Source organism: Marinobacter sp. UBA5687 (assembly GCF_002420325.1).
Classification (GTDB): domain Bacteria; phylum Pseudomonadota; class Gammaproteobacteria; order Pseudomonadales; family Oleiphilaceae; genus Marinobacter; species Marinobacter nauticus.
The window spans coordinates 10,848-27,658 of sequence record NZ_DIHV01000025.1; the positions used below are offsets into that span (position 1 = coordinate 10,848).

At 58.6% G+C, this 16,811-nt stretch carries 16 protein-coding genes; 9 read left to right on the top strand and 7 right to left on the bottom strand.

Annotated features, from left to right (window positions below; genetic code table 11):
• The 7 genes from B3Y70_RS02430 to yjgA form a co-directional block, all read left to right on the top strand.
• A partial coding sequence (locus tag B3Y70_RS02430) for an RNA polymerase factor sigma-54 (RefSeq protein WP_288589126.1) occupies positions 1–1,401 on the top strand: 1,401 nt, incomplete at its 5' end.
• A gap of 73 nt (positions 1,402–1,474) precedes the next feature.
• The gene (hpf, locus tag B3Y70_RS02435; RefSeq protein ID WP_011786161.1) at positions 1,475–1,783 is read left to right on the top strand and encodes a ribosome hibernation promoting factor; all 309 of its coding nucleotides are present in this window, start codon (positions 1,475–1,477) and stop codon (positions 1,781–1,783) included.
• Positions 1,784–1,871: 88 nt separating this feature from the next.
• Positions 1,872–2,342, top strand: a complete 471-nt coding sequence (ptsN, locus tag B3Y70_RS02440; RefSeq protein ID WP_153741145.1) for a PTS IIA-like nitrogen regulatory protein PtsN — start codon at positions 1,872–1,874, stop codon at positions 2,340–2,342.
• Between the two features lie 54 nt (positions 2,343–2,396).
• Entirely contained in the window at positions 2,397–3,281 is an 885-nt protein-coding gene (gene rapZ, locus B3Y70_RS02445; protein ID WP_153741146.1) for an RNase adapter RapZ, read from the top strand.
• A gap of 6 nt (positions 3,282–3,287) precedes the next feature.
• Positions 3,288–3,557, top strand: coding sequence for an HPr family phosphocarrier protein (locus B3Y70_RS02450; RefSeq protein WP_011786164.1), 270 nt, complete (start codon positions 3,288–3,290; stop codon positions 3,555–3,557).
• Between the two features lie 91 nt (positions 3,558–3,648).
• A complete protein-coding gene (gene mgtE, locus B3Y70_RS02455; protein WP_011786165.1) occupies positions 3,649–5,010 on the top strand; it encodes a magnesium transporter in 1,362 nt (453 codons plus the stop codon).
• Positions 5,011–5,027: 17 nt separating this feature from the next.
• Positions 5,028–5,552 carry a ribosome biogenesis factor YjgA gene (gene yjgA, locus B3Y70_RS02460; protein ID WP_011786166.1) on the top strand — a complete coding sequence of 175 codons (525 nt, stop codon included), beginning with the start codon at positions 5,028–5,030 and terminating at the stop codon, positions 5,550–5,552.
• Here yjgA and B3Y70_RS02465 read toward each other — a convergent pair whose 3' ends face one another.
• Genes B3Y70_RS02465 through B3Y70_RS02495 form a run of 7 tightly spaced genes read right to left on the bottom strand, consistent with a single transcriptional unit; the run spans position 5,553 to position 14,636 of the window.
• Positions 5,553–6,377, bottom strand: a complete 825-nt coding sequence (locus B3Y70_RS02465) for a carbon-nitrogen hydrolase family protein (RefSeq protein WP_153741164.1) — start codon at positions 6,375–6,377, stop codon at positions 5,553–5,555.
• A gap of 10 nt (positions 6,378–6,387) precedes the next feature.
• The gene (locus tag B3Y70_RS02470; RefSeq protein ID WP_153741147.1) at positions 6,388–10,098 is read right to left on the bottom strand and encodes a YhdP family protein; all 3,711 of its coding nucleotides are present in this window, start codon (positions 10,096–10,098) and stop codon (positions 6,388–6,390) included.
• 37 nt (positions 10,099–10,135) lie between these two features.
• Positions 10,136–11,617 carry a ribonuclease G gene (gene rng / locus B3Y70_RS02475; RefSeq protein WP_011786169.1) on the bottom strand — a complete coding sequence of 494 codons (1,482 nt, stop codon included), beginning with the start codon at positions 11,615–11,617 and terminating at the stop codon, positions 10,136–10,138.
• Positions 11,614–12,216 carry a Maf family protein gene (locus B3Y70_RS02480; protein WP_286895527.1) on the bottom strand — a complete coding sequence of 201 codons (603 nt, stop codon included), beginning with the start codon at positions 12,214–12,216 and terminating at the stop codon, positions 11,614–11,616. The genes rng and B3Y70_RS02480 overlap by 4 nt, the downstream gene beginning before the upstream one ends.
• Positions 12,217–12,220: 4 nt before the next feature.
• Positions 12,221–12,697 (bottom strand): rod shape-determining protein MreD, encoded by a 477-nt coding sequence (gene mreD / locus B3Y70_RS02485; RefSeq protein ID WP_011786171.1) that lies wholly within the window; start codon positions 12,695–12,697, stop codon positions 12,221–12,223.
• Positions 12,697–13,563 carry a rod shape-determining protein MreC gene (gene mreC / locus B3Y70_RS02490; protein ID WP_153741149.1) on the bottom strand — a complete coding sequence of 289 codons (867 nt, stop codon included), beginning with the start codon at positions 13,561–13,563 and terminating at the stop codon, positions 12,697–12,699. The genes mreD and mreC overlap by 1 nt, the downstream gene beginning before the upstream one ends.
• A gap of 29 nt (positions 13,564–13,592) precedes the next feature.
• The gene (locus tag B3Y70_RS02495) at positions 13,593–14,636 is read right to left on the bottom strand and encodes a rod shape-determining protein (RefSeq protein ID WP_011786173.1); all 1,044 of its coding nucleotides are present in this window, start codon (positions 14,634–14,636) and stop codon (positions 13,593–13,595) included.
• A 392-nt stretch (positions 14,637–15,028) separates the two neighbouring features.
• On the opposite strand from B3Y70_RS02495, the gene gatC reads away from it, so the two are divergent.
• Both gatC and gatA read left to right on the top strand, forming a co-directional pair.
• A complete protein-coding gene (gatC, locus tag B3Y70_RS02500) occupies positions 15,029–15,316 on the top strand; it encodes an Asp-tRNA(Asn)/Glu-tRNA(Gln) amidotransferase subunit GatC (RefSeq protein ID WP_014422114.1) in 288 nt (95 codons plus the stop codon).
• A 33-nt stretch (positions 15,317–15,349) separates the two neighbouring features.
• Complete coding sequence (gatA, locus tag B3Y70_RS02505; RefSeq protein WP_011786175.1) at positions 15,350–16,807, top strand: Asp-tRNA(Asn)/Glu-tRNA(Gln) amidotransferase subunit GatA; 1,458 nt, start codon at positions 15,350–15,352, stop codon at positions 16,805–16,807.
• The last annotated feature ends 4 nt before the right edge of the window (positions 16,808–16,811 follow it).

Sequence of the window (16,811 nt, forward strand, 5' to 3'; positions counted from 1 at the left end):
AACCCCATGCTGGAAACCTCCGAGGACGATGAGCACGCTGAAGGCGACGAACGCGAAGAGCACGAGCACAGCGAAGCTTCCGGCTCTGAGACCACCCAGGACGACAGCCACCAGGACGCGAGCCCGGACTGGGACGAAACCGAGAACGGCCCAGACTGGTCGTCCGAGAACGATATTCCGGACAACATTCCTGATGATCTGCCGGTTGATACCGCCTGGGATGACATCTACCAGTCTGCCCCGGCTCCGGCCAGCAAGGGCGAAGACGAGCACGAATCGGATTTCGAGACTCGTAATTCGCCCACCGAAACCCTGCAGGATCACCTCGAGTGGCAGCTGAACCTGACGCCCCTGAGCGAGCGGGATCAGGCCATTGCCCACGCGCTGCTGGATGCCGTGGATGAGCGCGGCTACCTGACGTCTGACATCGAGGACATTCACGCAGGGCTGCTGGACGAATCCGAAGAAGATCCGCTGGAACTGGACGAAGTGGAAGCGGTACTCCACCGCCTGCAACACTTCGACCCGCCCGGCGTGTTCGCTCGGGATCTCCAGGAATGCCTGCTGATTCAGCTCAACCAGCTGCCACCGGATACCCCCTGGCTGCGCCAGGCGAGACTGGTGGTTACCCAGTTCCTGCATCTGCTTGGCAACCGGGACTACGCACAGCTGTTGCGCCGCAGCCGGCTCAAGGAAGACCAGCTGAAACAGGTACTGGCCCTGATCACCAGCCTGAACCCTCGCCCTGGCGATGTCGTGGACCGGGCCGAACCGGATTACGTTATCCCGGACGTCATCGTACGCAAACACGAAGGCCGCTGGCGGGTTGAACTCAACCCGGAAATCGCTCCGCGTATCCGGGTGAATGCCAGCTACGCGTCACTGATCCGCCGGGCTGACAGCAGTGCCGATAACACCTACCTGCGCGACCAGCTGCAAGAAGCGAAATGGTTTATCAAGAGCCTGCAAAGCCGGAATGAAACCCTGCTGAAAGTGGCCACCCGCATCGTTGAACACCAGCAAGGGTTCCTCGATCAGGGCGAAGAAGCCATGAAGCCTCTGATCCTGTCTGACATTGCCCAGGCGGTGGAAATGCACGAGTCCACGATTTCCCGGGTTACCACCCAGAAGTACATGCACACGCCCCGCGGTATTTTTGAGCTGAAGTACTTTTTCTCCAGCCACGTCAGCACCGCCGAGGGCGGCGAATGCTCGTCTACAGCCATCCGGGCGATGATCAAGAAGCTGATTGCCGAGGAAACCCCGAAAAAGCCATTGAGCGATAGCAAAATTGCAGCCATGCTAGGGGAACAGGGAATCAACGTGGCGCGGCGTACCGTCGCCAAATACCGGGAGGCCATGCATATTCCTCCCTCGAACGAACGAAAACGCCTGGTTTAAACTTTCGCCGGTGCAAGATGCACTGGCATGCAAGCCGGCAAGCACGCCGGCAGTATGACAACAGGAGACGCCTATGCAACTCAACATTTCAGGCCATCACGTAGAACTGACTCCCGCTCTGAAGGATTACGTCAACACCAAGTTCGAGAAGCTGGAGCGTCACTTCGACCATATCAGTAACTGCCAGGTCACCCTGGAGGTCGAGAAGGTGCGCCAGATGGCGGAAGCCACGCTGCACGTGATTGGTGGTGAGATTCACGCAAAGGCAGAAAATGAGGACATGTACGCCGCAATCGACGCTCTGGTCGACAAGCTGGACCGTCAGATCCTCAAGCACAAGGAAAAGAACGTAGACCGGATGCACGGTAACGGCGGTCGCTGAAGCGCGAACCTTACCGGGTGTTTCATGAAACGAGCTGCGGCGGGGCTAACCGGCCGCAGCCTTTTTTTTACGGACATGCAGTCGATCCATGAGCGAGCCATCCCTGACCATCGACAATATTCTTGCCCCTGAACTGACCCTGTGTAAGGTGCCGGCCTCAAGCAAGAAACGTGTGCTGGAGTTCATCGCTGAACGGATTCACTTTCAGGATGAAATCCTCAGCGACACCCAGATCTTCAACAATCTGGTCTCCCGCGAACGGCTGGGTAGCACCGGTATCGGCGAGGGTATTGCCATCCCCCACTGCCGACTGGAAGGCCTGGACCGGGTCATCGGCGTGCTGATGACTCTGGAGGAGCCGGTAGACTTTGATGCTATCGATAACCAGCCGGTAGATCTGGTGTTTGCACTGATCGTCCCCAAAGAAGCCACCAGTGAACACCTGGAGTTACTGAGCCAGCTGGCGGAGCGCTTCAATGACAGCACCTTCTGCGCCCGGCTGCGCCAGTGTGAAGATGCCGCGAACCTTTACCAGCGTATGGCGGAGAGTAATCACTGAGATCAGCCTGATATCTGGACAGGCTGCCAGGCAGATTGAAGGAGAAACAGTCCCATGAAGCTGATTATCGTCAGTGGCCGATCCGGTTCCGGCAAGAGTACGGCTCTGCATGTGCTGGAAGACCTGGGATTCTACTGCATCGACAACCTGCCCATTGGCTTGCTGTTCCCGCTGACCCGAGAGGCGGCCACCCAGGAAGCGCCCGGCCGGCTGAAAAAAATGGCCGTGAGTATTGATGCCCGTAACCTGTCCGCCGAGCTGGCCAATTTTGAAACCATCTACCAGCAACTGAAGCAGACCGGTGTCGAGGTTGAAATCATATTCCTGGATGCCGACGAACAGTCACTGCTGCAGCGCTTTCACGCAACCCGCCGCAAGCATCCGCTGAGCGATGACAAGACGTCTCTGCGGGAGGCAATCACCAACGAAAAGCAATTACTGGAACCCCTGTCAAAGCTGGCCGATCTTTACGTCAACACGACCGGGCTCTCCATGTATGAGCTACGCGACATGATCAAGCAGCGCGTGGCCGGCCGCAAGGATCAGGAACTGGCACTGCTGTTCCAGTCCTTTGGCTTCAAACATGGCGTGCCGGTGGATTCAGACTACGTCTTCGACGTCCGCTGCCTGCCCAATCCATACTGGGACACCAGCCTGCGCAAGCACACCGGCGTTGATCAGCCGGTCATCGAATTTCTTGAACGGGAACCGCTGACACGTCAGATGGTGGATGACGTCACGGGCTTCCTGAATACCTGGCTGCCCTCGTTTGCCGACAGCAATCGTAGCTACATGACCATTTCCATCGGTTGCACCGGTGGCCAGCACCGCTCCGTTTATGTGTGTGAGCAGCTCGGACGCTATTTCCGCGACAATTACCGCAATGTGCAGGTGCGCCACACCGAACTGCCACACCTTCAAGCCCGGGGAGAAATCTGAGCGCCTATGATTTGCCGCCCCATCACCATCATCAACAAACTCGGCCTGCATGCGCGGGCCACGGCGAAGCTTGTGGCCACCGCATCAGACTTTGACAGCAAGGTGCGAATCCGCGGCAAAGGCCGGGACGTAGACGCCAAGAACATCATGCAGGTGATGATGCTGGCCGCCAGCCAGGGCACCGAAGTGGAACTGGTTGCCGATGGCCCGGACGAACAGGATGCCATCGACGCGCTGGCTGCCCTGATCAACGATTATTTTGGTGAAGGGGAATAACCTCCGGTTTCGTCATTCACCTACAATCCTTTCTCACGTGTGCCACCTAACTCCGCTATAATGCAAAGGTTTTCTGATCGCAGGTGGTTCAATGACCGACATTCTGGAAAAAAGCCAGGCCCGCCAACGCCTTCGCTCACTCAGTGAAGCGCTGGACAGTGGTGCCCTCAAGCAGGTGGCCCGCATTCTGAATGGCGGTCTGAGCCCCAGCGATATTGCTCACCTTCTGGAATCCTCGCCACCACGCCAACGGGCCCTGCTCTGGAACCTGGTCGACAAGCAGCTGGAAGGGGAAGTCCTCCAGTACCTTGGCGACGATATTCGTAGCTACTTCCTGAGCCAGCTGAACGCGCAGGAGCTGGCGGACATTCTGGAAGATTTCGAGTCGGATGACCTGGCCGACTTGCTTCAGCAATTGCCGGACACGGTGATCCAGGAAGTCCTGGACACCATGGACGAGCAAGACCGTCAGCGGGTAGAGGAAGTCCTCGCTTACCCGGAGGACACTGCTGGCGGCCTGATGAACACCGACACCATCACGGTGCGGCCGGACATCAGCATCGACGTTGTGTTGCGCTACCTGCGCCGTCACCGCAGCCTGCCCCCGATGACCGACAGCCTGATTGTGGTCAGCCGTCGGGACGAGTTTATCGGCATGCTGCCCATTACCCGGATGCTGGTATCCAATCCCGCGGCTACCGTTCGGGAAGTGATGGACACAGACATTGAACCCATTCCCGTGTCGCTGTCCGATACCAAGGTCGCCACTCTGTTCGAACGCTACGACCTGATTTCTGCCCCTGTGGTGGATGAGACCAACAAGCTGCTGGGCCGGATCACCATCGATGACGTGGTCGACGTTATCCGTGAGGACGCAGACCATTCCCTGATGAGTATGGCTGGTCTGGATGAAGACGAGGACACCTTTGCCCCGGTGATGAAGACCACCCGCCGGCGCGCGGTCTGGCTGGGCATTAATCTGATCACGGCCTTTACCGCATCGGCCGTGATTGGACTGTTTGAAGACACTATTGCCAAAGTCGTTGCACTGGCCGTACTGATGCCAATTGTGGCCAGCATGGGCGGCATTGCCGGTAGCCAGACTCTGACCCTGGTAATCCGGGGCATGGCCGTTGGCCAGATCAGCGGCGCCAACGTGGGCTGGCTGCTGAACCGTGAGTTTCTGTCCGGAGTGCTGAACGGCCTGCTGTGGGCGGTGGTGGTTGCCACCGCCGCGGTGGTCTGGTTCCAGGACTGGCTGATTGGCGCCATCATCGCAGCGGCACTGGTGATTAACCTGGTGGCGGCGGCGCTGGTGGGCACCGTCTTACCACTGTTCCTGAAATCCCGGAACATTGACCCGGCCCTGGCCGGCAGTGTGATACTCACCACCGTAACCGACGTTGTCGGCTTCATGGCCTTCCTGGGACTGGCCACCATTTTCTATGCCTGAGCAACCTGTGACCTACCATGACTGACCAATTTGACGACGAATTCCAGGACGACCTTGGCCCCAGCAAATCGCAGCTGAAGCGCGAAATGCACGCGCTTCAGGATCTGGGCAAACGCATGCTGGACCTGAACGACGAACAGCTGGCCACCCTGAGCATCAGCGAGACCCTGAAAGCGGCGATCATTGAATCACGCCGGATTCCCCAGCGTGAGGCCCGCCGGCGACACTTGCAGTACATTGGTAAGGTGTTGCGCCAGGAGGACGACCCCGAAGCTATTGGCCGTGCCATCGACGCCTTCCACGCTGGCAGCGAAGAGCATACCCGCCGACACCATCTGGCCGAGCGCTGGCGCGACCGGATGATTTCCGAAGGTGACAAGGTGGTAGGAGAGTTTATTGATTACTGCCCTTCGGCCGATGTACAGCACCTGCGCAATCTGGTGCGCAATGCCCGCAAGGAAGTCGAAAAAGGCAAGAATACCGGCCAGGCCCGAAAGCTGTTCCGGGCTCTGCGGGAATGGATCGACGACGCCGAGCAGTAATCAGAGCCGCCGGTGCTCCCACACGGGCATACGGCTTCGCAACTGATGCAGTTGCTCCAGGTCCAGATTGGCGCAAGCCATGCCCGGACCTTCGTCGAACTCACTGACGATCTTACCCCAGGGATCGCAGATCAGGCTGTGGCCATAGGTTCTTCGCCGGCTACTGTTCTGCCCCCCTTGCCCCGGCGCCACCACCCAGACCTGGTTTTCAATGGCGCGGGCGCGTATCAGGGCGTGCCAATGGGCATTGCCCGTCTGCCAGGTAAAGGCGCTGGGCAGGCAGACCCATTCGGCGCCCTGCTCTCTCAAGGCCCGGAACAGTTCTGGAAAGCGAAGGTCGTAACAGATCGCCAACCCCAGTCGTCCGGCCGGCGTATCCACCGTAATCGCCTGATCACCGGGCTCAAAGGTATCCGATTCCCGATACTGGCCGTGGGCGTCTTCAACCATGGCGTCAAACAGGTGAATCTTGTCGTAGCGGGCCACTTCTTCGCCATGATCGTTGTACACCAGACAGGTGGCGCGTACCCGGTCTGTTATCACTGAACCATCTCGCCGACTGGCCAACGGCAGGGAACCGCCGACAATCCAGAGCCCCAATGACCGGGCCTGCTCGGCCAGAAAGCGACGGATAACAGGCTCACTACCCGCCTCCCGGCGGCCGCACTCCAGCATCTGCGCGGTGGCCAGAACGGCGAAGTTCTCGGGCAACACCGCCACCTTCGCCCCTGCGCCTGCCGCTTCAGCCAGCAGTCTGCGGGCCTCTTCAAGGTTGGCATCGATGTCATGGGTACTGACCATTTGTATTGCCGCGACCTGAACCATCATGGCCTCCTTACTCACCGGTATCGAACACGCCCCGCAGATCCACTTCCGGATTGCTCCAGGTTCCTGTGACACTGTACGTCGCACTGGTCAGTTTGCTCAACGGGTCGCCCAGAATTTTATCGAGCACGAACAAGGCGCCGCCGATGGGGGCGCTCGCCCCCATCAGTATGGCAGCCAGGGGCAGATTCTGTGTCACGGGTAGCACTAGGACCAGGCGCATATCCAACGTTTCTTCGGCCATGTTGGTATTGCCACTGAGTTTGAACGCGCCGGACGGACCCACCAGTTGCAGTTCCGGATCCATGGTCACCAGGCCATTTATGATGTTGGCTTTACCGGAAATGGCGTCAAAGGCGACGCCCCGTTCGTACAGATCCGAGAAATCCAGCCGCAACCTGCGCCAGAGCGTATCGGTGTTCAGCAGGTTGAAAATCCGGAACAATTGCGCCGAATTGCTCTGCTCCATGATCATGCCGTCGTCCAGGCGGGCACTGACCGTGCCGCTTATCTTGCTGAGAGAAATGTTATTCGGGCTTCCAGGCCAATCCAGATCCAGTTCAACCGCCGTTTCTTCGTTGGTCATCGGAATGGTGCTGCCAGTCAGCGCTTCCAGATCCTTAAGGGCCCCGCCCTCCAGCTTACCAGTAAACCGGGTGGTTTCCCGATCGTCTACAATGCTCCAGGTCATATCGCCGGACAACACCAGGGATCCAAGCCGGCCTTCCACCTCCTGCACACGCAACCGATAGGGTTCAGGGCGCAGCTTGAAACGCCAGCTTCCCGCAGACTCGCCATCCAGCCGGAGATCCGAGATTCTGGCATCAATGTCGGGCCAATTTCCCATATCCAGCTCCCTGAACGCCTGCAACTGCTCCTCAAGAGTCAGAAATTCGTTGTCCTGCTCTGCGGCACTGGTCTCCCGTACCAGGCGCAGGGTTGCAAAGTCGGCCTCTACCGTGCCCCCTTCCCTGGGTAACACCACCCTGCCCTGGGCCCGATCCGAGTCGGTGTGAACGACCCACCGGTCTTCCAGCTCAAGCGCATCAATGGCGATATTGGTCAGATGGTGAGCGCCCAGATTCAAATGTTCGAAGACCAGCTCGAAGCCCGTCTCCTTAAAACGGAGTTCAGCGTCCAGACGATCCTGCCATTGCGCAGCGATCGCCACGCCTTCGCTCTGGAACGGATCAACCCGGACCGACAGGGGGGTTCGCTCGCGCGCGGTCTTTGCCAGTGGTTTGGGCCAATCCACCTGCAGACCTTCAAGGTCTGAAAACAGGGAAATCACCGGCTCGCTGGCACCGCCTAATTCCAGCTCTGCGGTGTAGACAAGCTCTCCGGAAAGCCCGCGCGCCGCATCGTTAGCCAGGCCAAAGGCCGCCAGGGAGCCTGGCAGCTTCAGACCACCTTGCTGGCGTATCAGCATGGCATCGCCGGCCTCCGCGGTGGAAAAAACGACACTGACCGGTTGATCGAAAAAACGGGCAGTGACCGGTGGCCCGGAAAATCCATCAACACTGTCGTAAGTCAGGTCAGCCCGAATATTCTGCCAGCGAAGTCCCGCATCCGGTAATTGGAATCCGGCATTGTCGGTTTTTACCTGCGCCGTAACCCGGGTGTCCTGCCCTTGCGATAGCGGTAGCTCCAGCCCAAGACTCAGCTCAAACTCCCCGTCATAACGGGCACGGGTGTTACCGTATCCCAACAATTCCCCCAACGGAGTATTGGCCAGCCACCAGGGTATTCTCTCTGCCGGAACCGTCGACACTGCATCTACGCGCACCAGCGTGCCAGCTTCCCCATCTCCGGGAAGGACGTGAACACTGGCGTTTTCCAGCTCCAACCCACCGATCTCGCCCCGAGCGAGCATTACCCGCGTGTCGGCATTCTGGATCTCGACCCGCCCGCTGGCCTGCTCCACAGCGGGCCAGCGCTGGTCGTATCGAATCGTGGCGTTATCGAATTCATACCACATGGAGGAAACAAACGATCCAGACGGCGCGGAGGAATCAATACGGCCGTGGCCATAGTACTGCCCCCGGATACCGGCCTCCGGAATACTGTTGGTGAGCCATTCATAAAGCCCGTCGCCCACAGCATTCGCCGGCACGAAATCCGCCAGCATATCGGCATTGCCGCCTTCTACGCCGACGCTCAAACCAAGATTGTCCTCCCCGAATCGATCCAGCCGCAGGTCAAACGCGCCGCTTAACCGGGTATCTGAGCGATAGATAAACTCCAGATCATCGGAGAATACCCTGGTGATCCCTCCTTCCAGGGTCCAGGCGACGGTTCCGGATAGGGAGTCCAGCGTCCAGTCAGTGTTGAACAACTGCGGAAAGCCCAGCATGACGGGTTCTGGTGTATCCAGGGTCACCCTGCCACTGTCTGAATTCATCTGGATAAAGCCATATAGCCCCTCGGCGCGGGGGGCGCCAGACCAGGCCCGCACCCCGAACTCCCGCAATCTGGCACTTAACGAGAAATGGGAGCCCTGCTCTGGCAGAGTAAACAACATATCGTCCAGAAAACCCGCAGGCTGGTAATGCTCCAGCGCCTCACTGGCAGCATCCGGCAGCAGCTCCAGGGCCTGAACCAATCGCCGCAAAGGCTTGAGCGGCAGTGAGTCTGCCACCAGCTTGAGCTCATTCTGACCGTCCTCGATGCGAACACTGAACGGCAGAACCTGATCGCCAATCCAGTCCCAGCGAAGCTTCTGCAAACGTAGGGCCTCCCCCCGCCGCCAACCGAAGTGAGCCTGGATATCTTCAAGAGGCGCCAGCGATTCACGGTTAACACCTAACTGAAGATAGGGAGTGCGAACCTGACCCTGAACCTGCTGCAGCTCGCCATCCTCAAAGCTTAACCAGGCACTGCCCCCCAGATCGAAGCCTTCAACGCGTATGCCCCGCCAGTTCAGATCATCAATCAGGCCGTCGAACAGTCGACCGGAATCCACATCCAGGTAGAGTTGACCGGTAAACTCACCCCTGAAAAACCGCTGCCCTACCAGAGCAAAACTGGCCAGCTGTGTGGTTGTACCACTCTGCATGGCCCGGCCTGCGGCCTGGAACAAGCCGCCCTGGTAGGACAGATCAAGCTGAGGAATATCCAGAAAACGAAGGTTCTGTCGGCTTGGGCCCAGCGCCAGGCTGACCCGTGTCACCCGGACTTCCGGATCCGACAACCAGCGGCCTGCCAGGCGAATCCATTCCTGAAGTTCCGGCGCACCCGGCTCGGCCAGCTCCACAATCTCTTCCACCGGATTGATAAATGGATCCTCGGTAGGGCGAACCACCGTTAACGCCAGACCGTCAGCGTCAAAATTGCGGAACACCAGGCGGAAGCGGAACAGGGAGGCAAAAAAATCGAGCCGCAATTCCAGGTGCTCAAGTTCTGCGGCTATGCGGTCTGAATCCGGGGAATTGATGGTGATATCTTTGGCGGTAATGGAGGGATCCAGCCAATACCATTGGGAGGATAAACGGCCAACAGACACATCCAGGCCTGTGGCTTCGGAGAGCGAAGCCGCCAGTTCATCAGAAAAGCTGTTGATATTGGAGGTGAGCTGGCGACCGACACCAACATAGAGTGCGAATAACACCAGCAGCGTCAGGATGGACCACCAGACCACACTGGCAAAAACCGCCAACCCGCGGGCAACCAGACCGCGCTCATCCTCGGCTGGTTGCGAACTGTCCGGCTCGCGGATCGACATAAGACTCAGCTCCCTGCAACGCCCTGCTGCTCAGGTGTCAGAGCAAAACAACGTCGTACTGTTCCTGGCTGTAGAAAGGCTCAACCTGGAAGCGAATGGTTTTACTGATAAAGGTTTCAAGGTCCGCAACGTTGTCTGACTCTTCATCCAGCAGGCGGTCCACCACCTTCTGGGACGCCATCACCAGGTAATTCTCCGCCTCATAGGCACGGTTAACGCGCAGGATTTCCCGGAAGATTTCGTAGCACACGGTTTCGGCGGTTTTCAGGAATCCCCGGCCGTCACAGATCGGACACGGCTCGCACAGAACCTGACCCAGGCTTTCGGTGGTGCGTTTTCGGGTCATCTCCACAAGTCCCAGCTCGGAAACGCCGGTGATCTTGGTTTTGGCGTGATCCCGTTCCAGCATTTTCTCCAGCATCCGGTGCACCTGGCGCTGGTGTTCGGGATCTTCCATGTCGATAAAGTCGATGATGATGATCCCGCCCAGATTCCGCAGCCGAAGCTGACGACTGATCGCCCGGGCGGCTTCCAGATTGGTTTTGAAGATGGTCTCTTCCAGATTGCGGTGGCCCACAAAGGCACCGGTGTTGATGTCGATGGTCGTCATCGCTTCGGTCTGATCGATGATCACATAGCCACCGGATTTGAGCTGCACCTTGCGGCTCAGGGCTTTCTGGATTTCATCTTCAACCGAATACAGGTCAAAGATAGGCCGCTCACCGGGGTAGTACTCCACCTTGTCGGCAAACTCAGTGACGAACTCTTTGACAAACTCCATTACCCGCTGATAGCTCTCGCGACTATCAATACGCACTTTTTCAGTTTGCGGTCGGATCAGATCCCGGATGGTGCGAATAAACAACGGCAAATCCTGATAGACCACTGAGGGTGCCGGCGCTTTGGCAATGCGCTCCTGGATCGACTGGCTTAGCCGGTGCAGGTAGGTCATATCAGCAATCAGATCTTCGGCCGAGGCAGCCTCCGCCGCGGTGCGGATGATATAGCCACCCTGCACATCATCATGTTCCGCTGCGCCTTCCTCGATCAGGGATTTCAGCCGCGCGCGCTCATTATCATCTTCAATGCGCTGGGAAATCCCGACATGGCAAACGCCTGGCATGAACACCAGATAACGGGAGGGAATGGAAAGCTGGGTGGTGAGTCGCGCACCCTTGGTACCAATCGGGTCCTTGGTTACCTGCACCACCAGGGACTGCCCCTCCCGCAACAGGGTACGGATATCCGGCACGGTCCGGGGGGCGTCTGACGGTTCGTCGCCTGATGTCTGGCCACTGACGACGTCGGACGCATGAATGAAAGCCGCCCGTTCCAGGCCGATGTCCACGAACGCGGCTTCCATGCCGGGCAGCACCCGAACGACCTTGCCCTTGTAGATGTTGCCGACAATCCCCTTGCGACTGGTGCGCTCGATATAGGCTTCCTGCAACATGCCGTTTTCAACGAGGGCGACCCGGGTTTCCACCGGAGTCACGTTGATCAGGATCTCTTCACTCATGCTTGGCCCTCCTTACTGCATGGCCAGTGGCGCCAGACAGGGTCGCCGGCATCTGCCAATAACTCTGCGGTTTCCTGCAGGGGCAAACCCACCACAGCGCTGTAGCTGCCCTTGAGTTCCCGAACAAAGATACCACCACGTCCCTGAATTCCGTAGCTTCCTGCCTTGTCCATGGGTTCACCGGTGGCGACGTAGGCGACAATTTCGGCTTCTGAGAGCTCCCGAAAGCTGACATCGGTGACCACCACCAATGACCGACACTTCTGATCCTGGGCCAGAGCGATCGCGGTCATCACCTGATGGGTTCTTCCAGATAACCGGCGCAACATCTCACAAGCCTGAGTATCGGACTCCGGTTTCCCAAGAATCTCTCCGTCTATAACCACAGAGGTGTCAGACCCCAGTACCCGGGCACCCGGGGCCTCACCGGCAACACAAGAGGCTTTCTCCCGGGCCAGGCGCTCAACATAGTGCTGAGCCGCTTCACCCGGTTGCGGAGTCTCGTCTATCTCGGCAGGCGCCACCTGAAAGTCAGCACCGATCTGTCTCAGCAACTCAGCGCGGCGCGGTGATGCCGAGGCCAGAATGAGGCAGCTCATACAGTTATCCCAGTTTACGGTTGATTGTGTCCAGTACGCCACTGACCACAGGCCAGGCCAGAGCGCTCGTCAAGGCTGGCCACAAGTAGCTGAAACCGGCGCTTTCAGCACCCAGTAACTGTTTCACGAAATGCACCAGCATCTGGTTGATGCCCAATAACAGAAACACCATCAGGCACTGCTGAGGCAGCGGATACATCCGCAACCGCTGGTGAATGGTCAGCACCAGAAAGGCGATCAGGGCCATGCCCATGGCATTCACGCCCAGCGGGGTAGACTCGAGAATATCCAGTAACAACCCCAGGCACCAGGCCATCAAAATGCCAAACTGGGCCGGGGCGCGGAAGGTCCAGTAGAAGACAATCAGTCCGAGCCACTCCGGGCGAAACTGAAACCAGTCCACCGGAAACAGGGAGATACTCAGCACCAACGATAACACCACGGTGATGGCGAACAGCGGATAACTGATGACAGACAACATCAGTTTGCCTCCTCGTTATCCGGGGCCGTCTGCCCATTTTCGGGCACCGAGCGCTCTTCCGGCTGAAACACGATCAGCACCAGCCGACTCTGGTTGAGGCGGGCTTTCGGCGCGGCCTGAATGGTCACAAAAGGCTCCCCCGGCTCTTTGACGATGGAACTGACCTCTGCCACCGGGTAGCCTCGGGGGAATCGCCCGCCAAGACCGGAACTGACCAGCATGTCGCCCTCGCGGATGTCAGCAGTATCCGGTACGTGAACCAGATCCAGCTCATCGGTTTCGCCGTTACCCAGCAAAATCGAACGCAGACCATTACGCACCACCTCAACGGGAACGGCGTGACTGCTGTCGGACACCAGGAGGACACGGGAGGTGAACTGGCTGGTCTGGATCACCTGGCCCATCAGGCCCTCTGCGTCCAGTACCGCCTGACCGGTCGTGACACCATCACTCTCGCCCTTGTTAATGATGATCTCGTGGGAGAACGGATCCGGGGAGACCCCCACCACTTCGCCCACAATGACCCGGTCATCCAGTACTTCGGAAGAATTCAGCAGCCGGCGCAGCTCGTTATTCTCCGACGCCAGAGCCGCGTACTTGAGAGCACGGCGTTCCAGAATCAGCAGGCGGGTTTTGAGCTCTTCGTTCTCCTGCTGCAGATCATCGCGGCTGACAAACAGGCCGGAAAACCAGTCGGCAAAGGAATATGGGGCATTGCCAAGCCAGTACACCGGAGCCAGCCCGGTGGCGAGAGTGCTGCGGACGGTGGTGAGCTTGTCAAAACGGGCATCGGCAGCGATTAACGCTGCCGATAACAGAACGACGAGAAACAGCCGGAAACCGGGTACCGGCCCCTGGACGAATATGGTCTTAATGGCTTAGCCCTCCCACGGGGTTACCCCTCCTGGGAGAACATTCCGATGCCACCGCGATCAATCACTTCCAGGGCTTTACCGCCGCCACGGGCTACGCAGGTCAGCGGATCTTCCGCAATAATGACCGGCAGGCCGGTCTCTTCGCTGATGAGCTTGTCCAGGCCCCGCAGCAGCGCACCGCCACCGGTCAGCACAATGCCGCGCTCAGCGATGTCGGAGGCCAGCTCAGGCGGAGACTGCTCCAGGGCGCTCTTCACGGTCTGGACGATCTGGGCCAGGGATTCCTGAAGCGCGTCGAGAATTTCTTCGCTGTTCAGGGTGAAGGCCCGGGGCACACCTTCAGCCAGGTTGCGACCACGAACGTCGATTTCGCGCACTTCCAGGCCTTCATAGGCACAGCCGATTTCATGCTTGATACGCTCGGCTGTGGAATCGCCGATCAGGCTGCCGTAGTTGCGACGGACGTAAGTAACGATGGCTTCGTCGAACTTGTCGCCACCAACCCGGACGGATTCGGCATAGACGATGCCATTCAGGGAGATAATCGCGATCTCGGTGGTACCGCCACCGATGTCGACAATCATGGAGCCGCTGGCTTCTTCCACCGGCAGGCCGGCACCAATGGCAGCCGCCATGGGTTCTTCGATCAGGAACACCTCGCGGGCGCCTGCACCCAGGGCCGATTCGCGGATGGCCTTGCGCTCTACCTGGGTAGATTTGCTGGGCACACACACGAGTACGCGGGGACTCGGGGTAATGAAACTGTTTTCGTGCACTTTGTGAATAAAGTGCTGGAGCATTTTTTCGGTCACGACGAAGTCGGCGATCACACCATCTTTCATGGGACGGATGGCGGTAATATTGCCCGGGGTGCGGCCCAACATGCGTTTGGCTTCGGACCCGACGGCAGCGACCATTTTCTGGGAGTTATTGGTGCGGATGGCCACGACAGAGGGTTCGTTAAGTACAATGCCGCGTTCGCGCACGTAGATAAGGGTGTTGGCGGTGCCCAGGTCGATGGACAGGTCGCTTGAGAATAAGCCTCGGAGTCTTTTGATTAACATTCGTGTTGTTTCAACCTGAGAGTTGCGGTTGCAGAAAAGAATGCGGCAACTTTAGCAGTGAGCACCTACTCAGGCAAGGCGCCATCGGGGCTTCGGGGCTTACCATTCTCACATTTTATGGCTTTAGACGGGGCCAATGTTGCGCGCGGTTCTGCTAATATGTCGGGCTTTGTTGTCGCCAGGATTCCGCGCGCAGTTAACCGTGGAGCATGGCTGCTTGTGAGGATGGCTTTCCAAAACACGCTCCTTCGGCACATCCCTGTGTCGCTTGAGCTCCGCCATCCATGGCTTCGCACAGTTTTGGAAAGCCATCCTCACAAGCATCCCCATACGCTATTCCTGGCTTCTAACCTGACATTAAATTGTTTTCACACACGCTTTTTGGAGGCAACGTGAGCATTTCCCGCGAGGACATCGAGAAAGTTGCCGTGCTCGCCCGCATCAAAGTGGACGGCGAGCAGGTTTCGGCTCTGGAAAAGGATCTGGGCAATATTCTGGATCTGGTGGATCAGTTGAGTGCCGCGGATACCGATTCGGTGGAGCCGATGGCCCATCCGCTGGATGCGGTGCAGAAGCTGCGGCCGGATGTGGTTACCGAAACCAATCAGCGGGAGGCGTTCCAGGCGATTGCGCCGGCTACCGAGGATGGGTTGTATCTGGTGCCCAGGGTTATCGAGTGATTTGGTCGTCCATCAGAGATTTCGGGATTTATCATGCATAACAAGTCTGTAGCAGAGCTTTCCAGAGAGCTGGAGAGTGGCAGGATTTCGAGTGTGGAGCTGACGCAGCAGTTCCTGGACCGTCTGAAGACAGAAGACGGCAAGTACAACAGCTTTATTACCATCTCCGACGAGCAGGCATTGGCCGAGGCCAGGGCTGCAGACGAGATGCGGGCGGCGGGTAAGGCCACGGTGTGGACCGGGGTGCCCTTTGCTCACAAGGATATCTTCTGCACCAGCGGCATTCGCACCAGTTGCGGGTCGAAAATGCTGGATAATTTTGTACCTCCCTACGACGCGACCGTGACGGCTAACTTCAAGGCGGCTGGCGCAGTGTGCCTGGGCAAGACCAACATGGACGAGTTCGCCATGGGCTCGTCTAACGAGTCCAGTTTTTATGGCGCCGTGACCAACCCCTGGGGCCTGTCCGGTGGTGACAAGCGGGTACCGGGTGGTTCATCTGGTGGTTCTGCGGCTGCGGTAGCGGCACGACTGGTGCCGGCGGCGACGGGCACGGATACCGGTGGTTCAATCCGTCAGCCGGCGGCATTGTGCGGCATCACCGGCTTGAAGCCGACCTATGGCCGGGTGTCACGGTACGGGATGATTGCCTTTGCCTCTTCCCTGGATCAGGGCGGGCCGATGGCGCGCACGGCAGAAGATGCCGCGCTGATGTTGAATGTGATGGCGGGGCACGATCCGAAGGACTCCACCTGCATTGACCGGGAAGTACCGGATTACACGGCCACCCTGAACGAGCCGCTGAAGGGCCTGAAGATTGGCCTGCCGAAGGAATACTTCAGTGACCAGCTGGCTCCGGCTATGGAAGAGCAGGTTCGTAACGCGATTCGCGAGTATGAAAAGCTGGGCGCGACGGTAAAAGAGGTGTCGCTGCCCAACGCCAAGCTGGCCATCGCAGCGTATTACGTGATCGCCCCCGCTGAGGCGTCCGCCAACCTGTCCAGGTTTGACGGTGTTCGTTACGGCTACCGCTGCGAAGACCCGAAAGATCTGATGGATATGTACACCCGCAGCCGGGCGGAAGGTTTCGGTAACGAGGTGAAGCGCCGGATTCTGGTGGGCTCCTACGCCCTCTCCGCCGGTTATTTCGATGCCTATTACCTGAAGGCCCAGAAGGTTCGCCGGCTGATCCAACAGGATTTCATCAACGCGTTCAAGGAAGTAGACGTGCTGATGAGTCCGGTGTCGCCGACGCCTGCGTTCAGGCAGGGCGAGAAGAACACCGATCCCGTATCCATGTACCTGGAAGACGTGTTCACCATCGCCATTAACCTGGCGGGTATTCCGGCCATGTCGGTGCCGGCCGGGTTTGTCGACGGCTTGCCGGTGGGACTGCAAATCATCGGGGATTACTTCTCCGAGGCCCGCCTGCTGAACGCCGCCCATCAGTTCCAGCAGGTGACCGACTGGCACCAGCGTGAACCTCAATAAGCCC

Coding starts and splice junctions, on each gene's coding strand:
- yjgA (WP_011786166.1), top strand. CDS start 5,028: ATGACTGACCAATTTGACGACGAATTCCAGGACGACCTTGGCCCCAGC.
- B3Y70_RS02465 (WP_153741164.1), bottom strand. CDS start 6,377: ATGGTTCAGGTCGCGGCAATACAAATGGTCAGTACCCATGACATCGAT.
- B3Y70_RS02450 (WP_011786164.1), top strand. CDS start 3,288: ATGATTTGCCGCCCCATCACCATCATCAACAAACTCGGCCTGCATGCG.
- B3Y70_RS02480 (WP_286895527.1), bottom strand. CDS start 12,216: ATGAGCTGCCTCATTCTGGCCTCGGCATCACCGCGCCGCGCTGAGTTG.
- rapZ (WP_153741146.1), top strand. CDS start 2,397: ATGAAGCTGATTATCGTCAGTGGCCGATCCGGTTCCGGCAAGAGTACG.
- hpf (WP_011786161.1), top strand. CDS start 1,475: ATGCAACTCAACATTTCAGGCCATCACGTAGAACTGACTCCCGCTCTG.
- gatA (WP_011786175.1), top strand. CDS start 15,350: ATGCATAACAAGTCTGTAGCAGAGCTTTCCAGAGAGCTGGAGAGTGGC.
- B3Y70_RS02470 (WP_153741147.1), bottom strand. CDS start 10,098: ATGTCGATCCGCGAGCCGGACAGTTCGCAACCAGCCGAGGATGAGCGC.
- B3Y70_RS02495 (WP_011786173.1), bottom strand. CDS start 14,636: ATGTTAATCAAAAGACTCCGAGGCTTATTCTCAAGCGACCTGTCCATC.
- mgtE (WP_011786165.1), top strand. CDS start 3,649: ATGACCGACATTCTGGAAAAAAGCCAGGCCCGCCAACGCCTTCGCTCA.
- ptsN (WP_153741145.1), top strand. CDS start 1,872: ATGAGCGAGCCATCCCTGACCATCGACAATATTCTTGCCCCTGAACTG.
- rng (WP_011786169.1), bottom strand. CDS start 11,617: ATGAGTGAAGAGATCCTGATCAACGTGACTCCGGTGGAAACCCGGGTC.
- mreD (WP_011786171.1), bottom strand. CDS start 12,697: ATGTTGTCTGTCATCAGTTATCCGCTGTTCGCCATCACCGTGGTGTTA.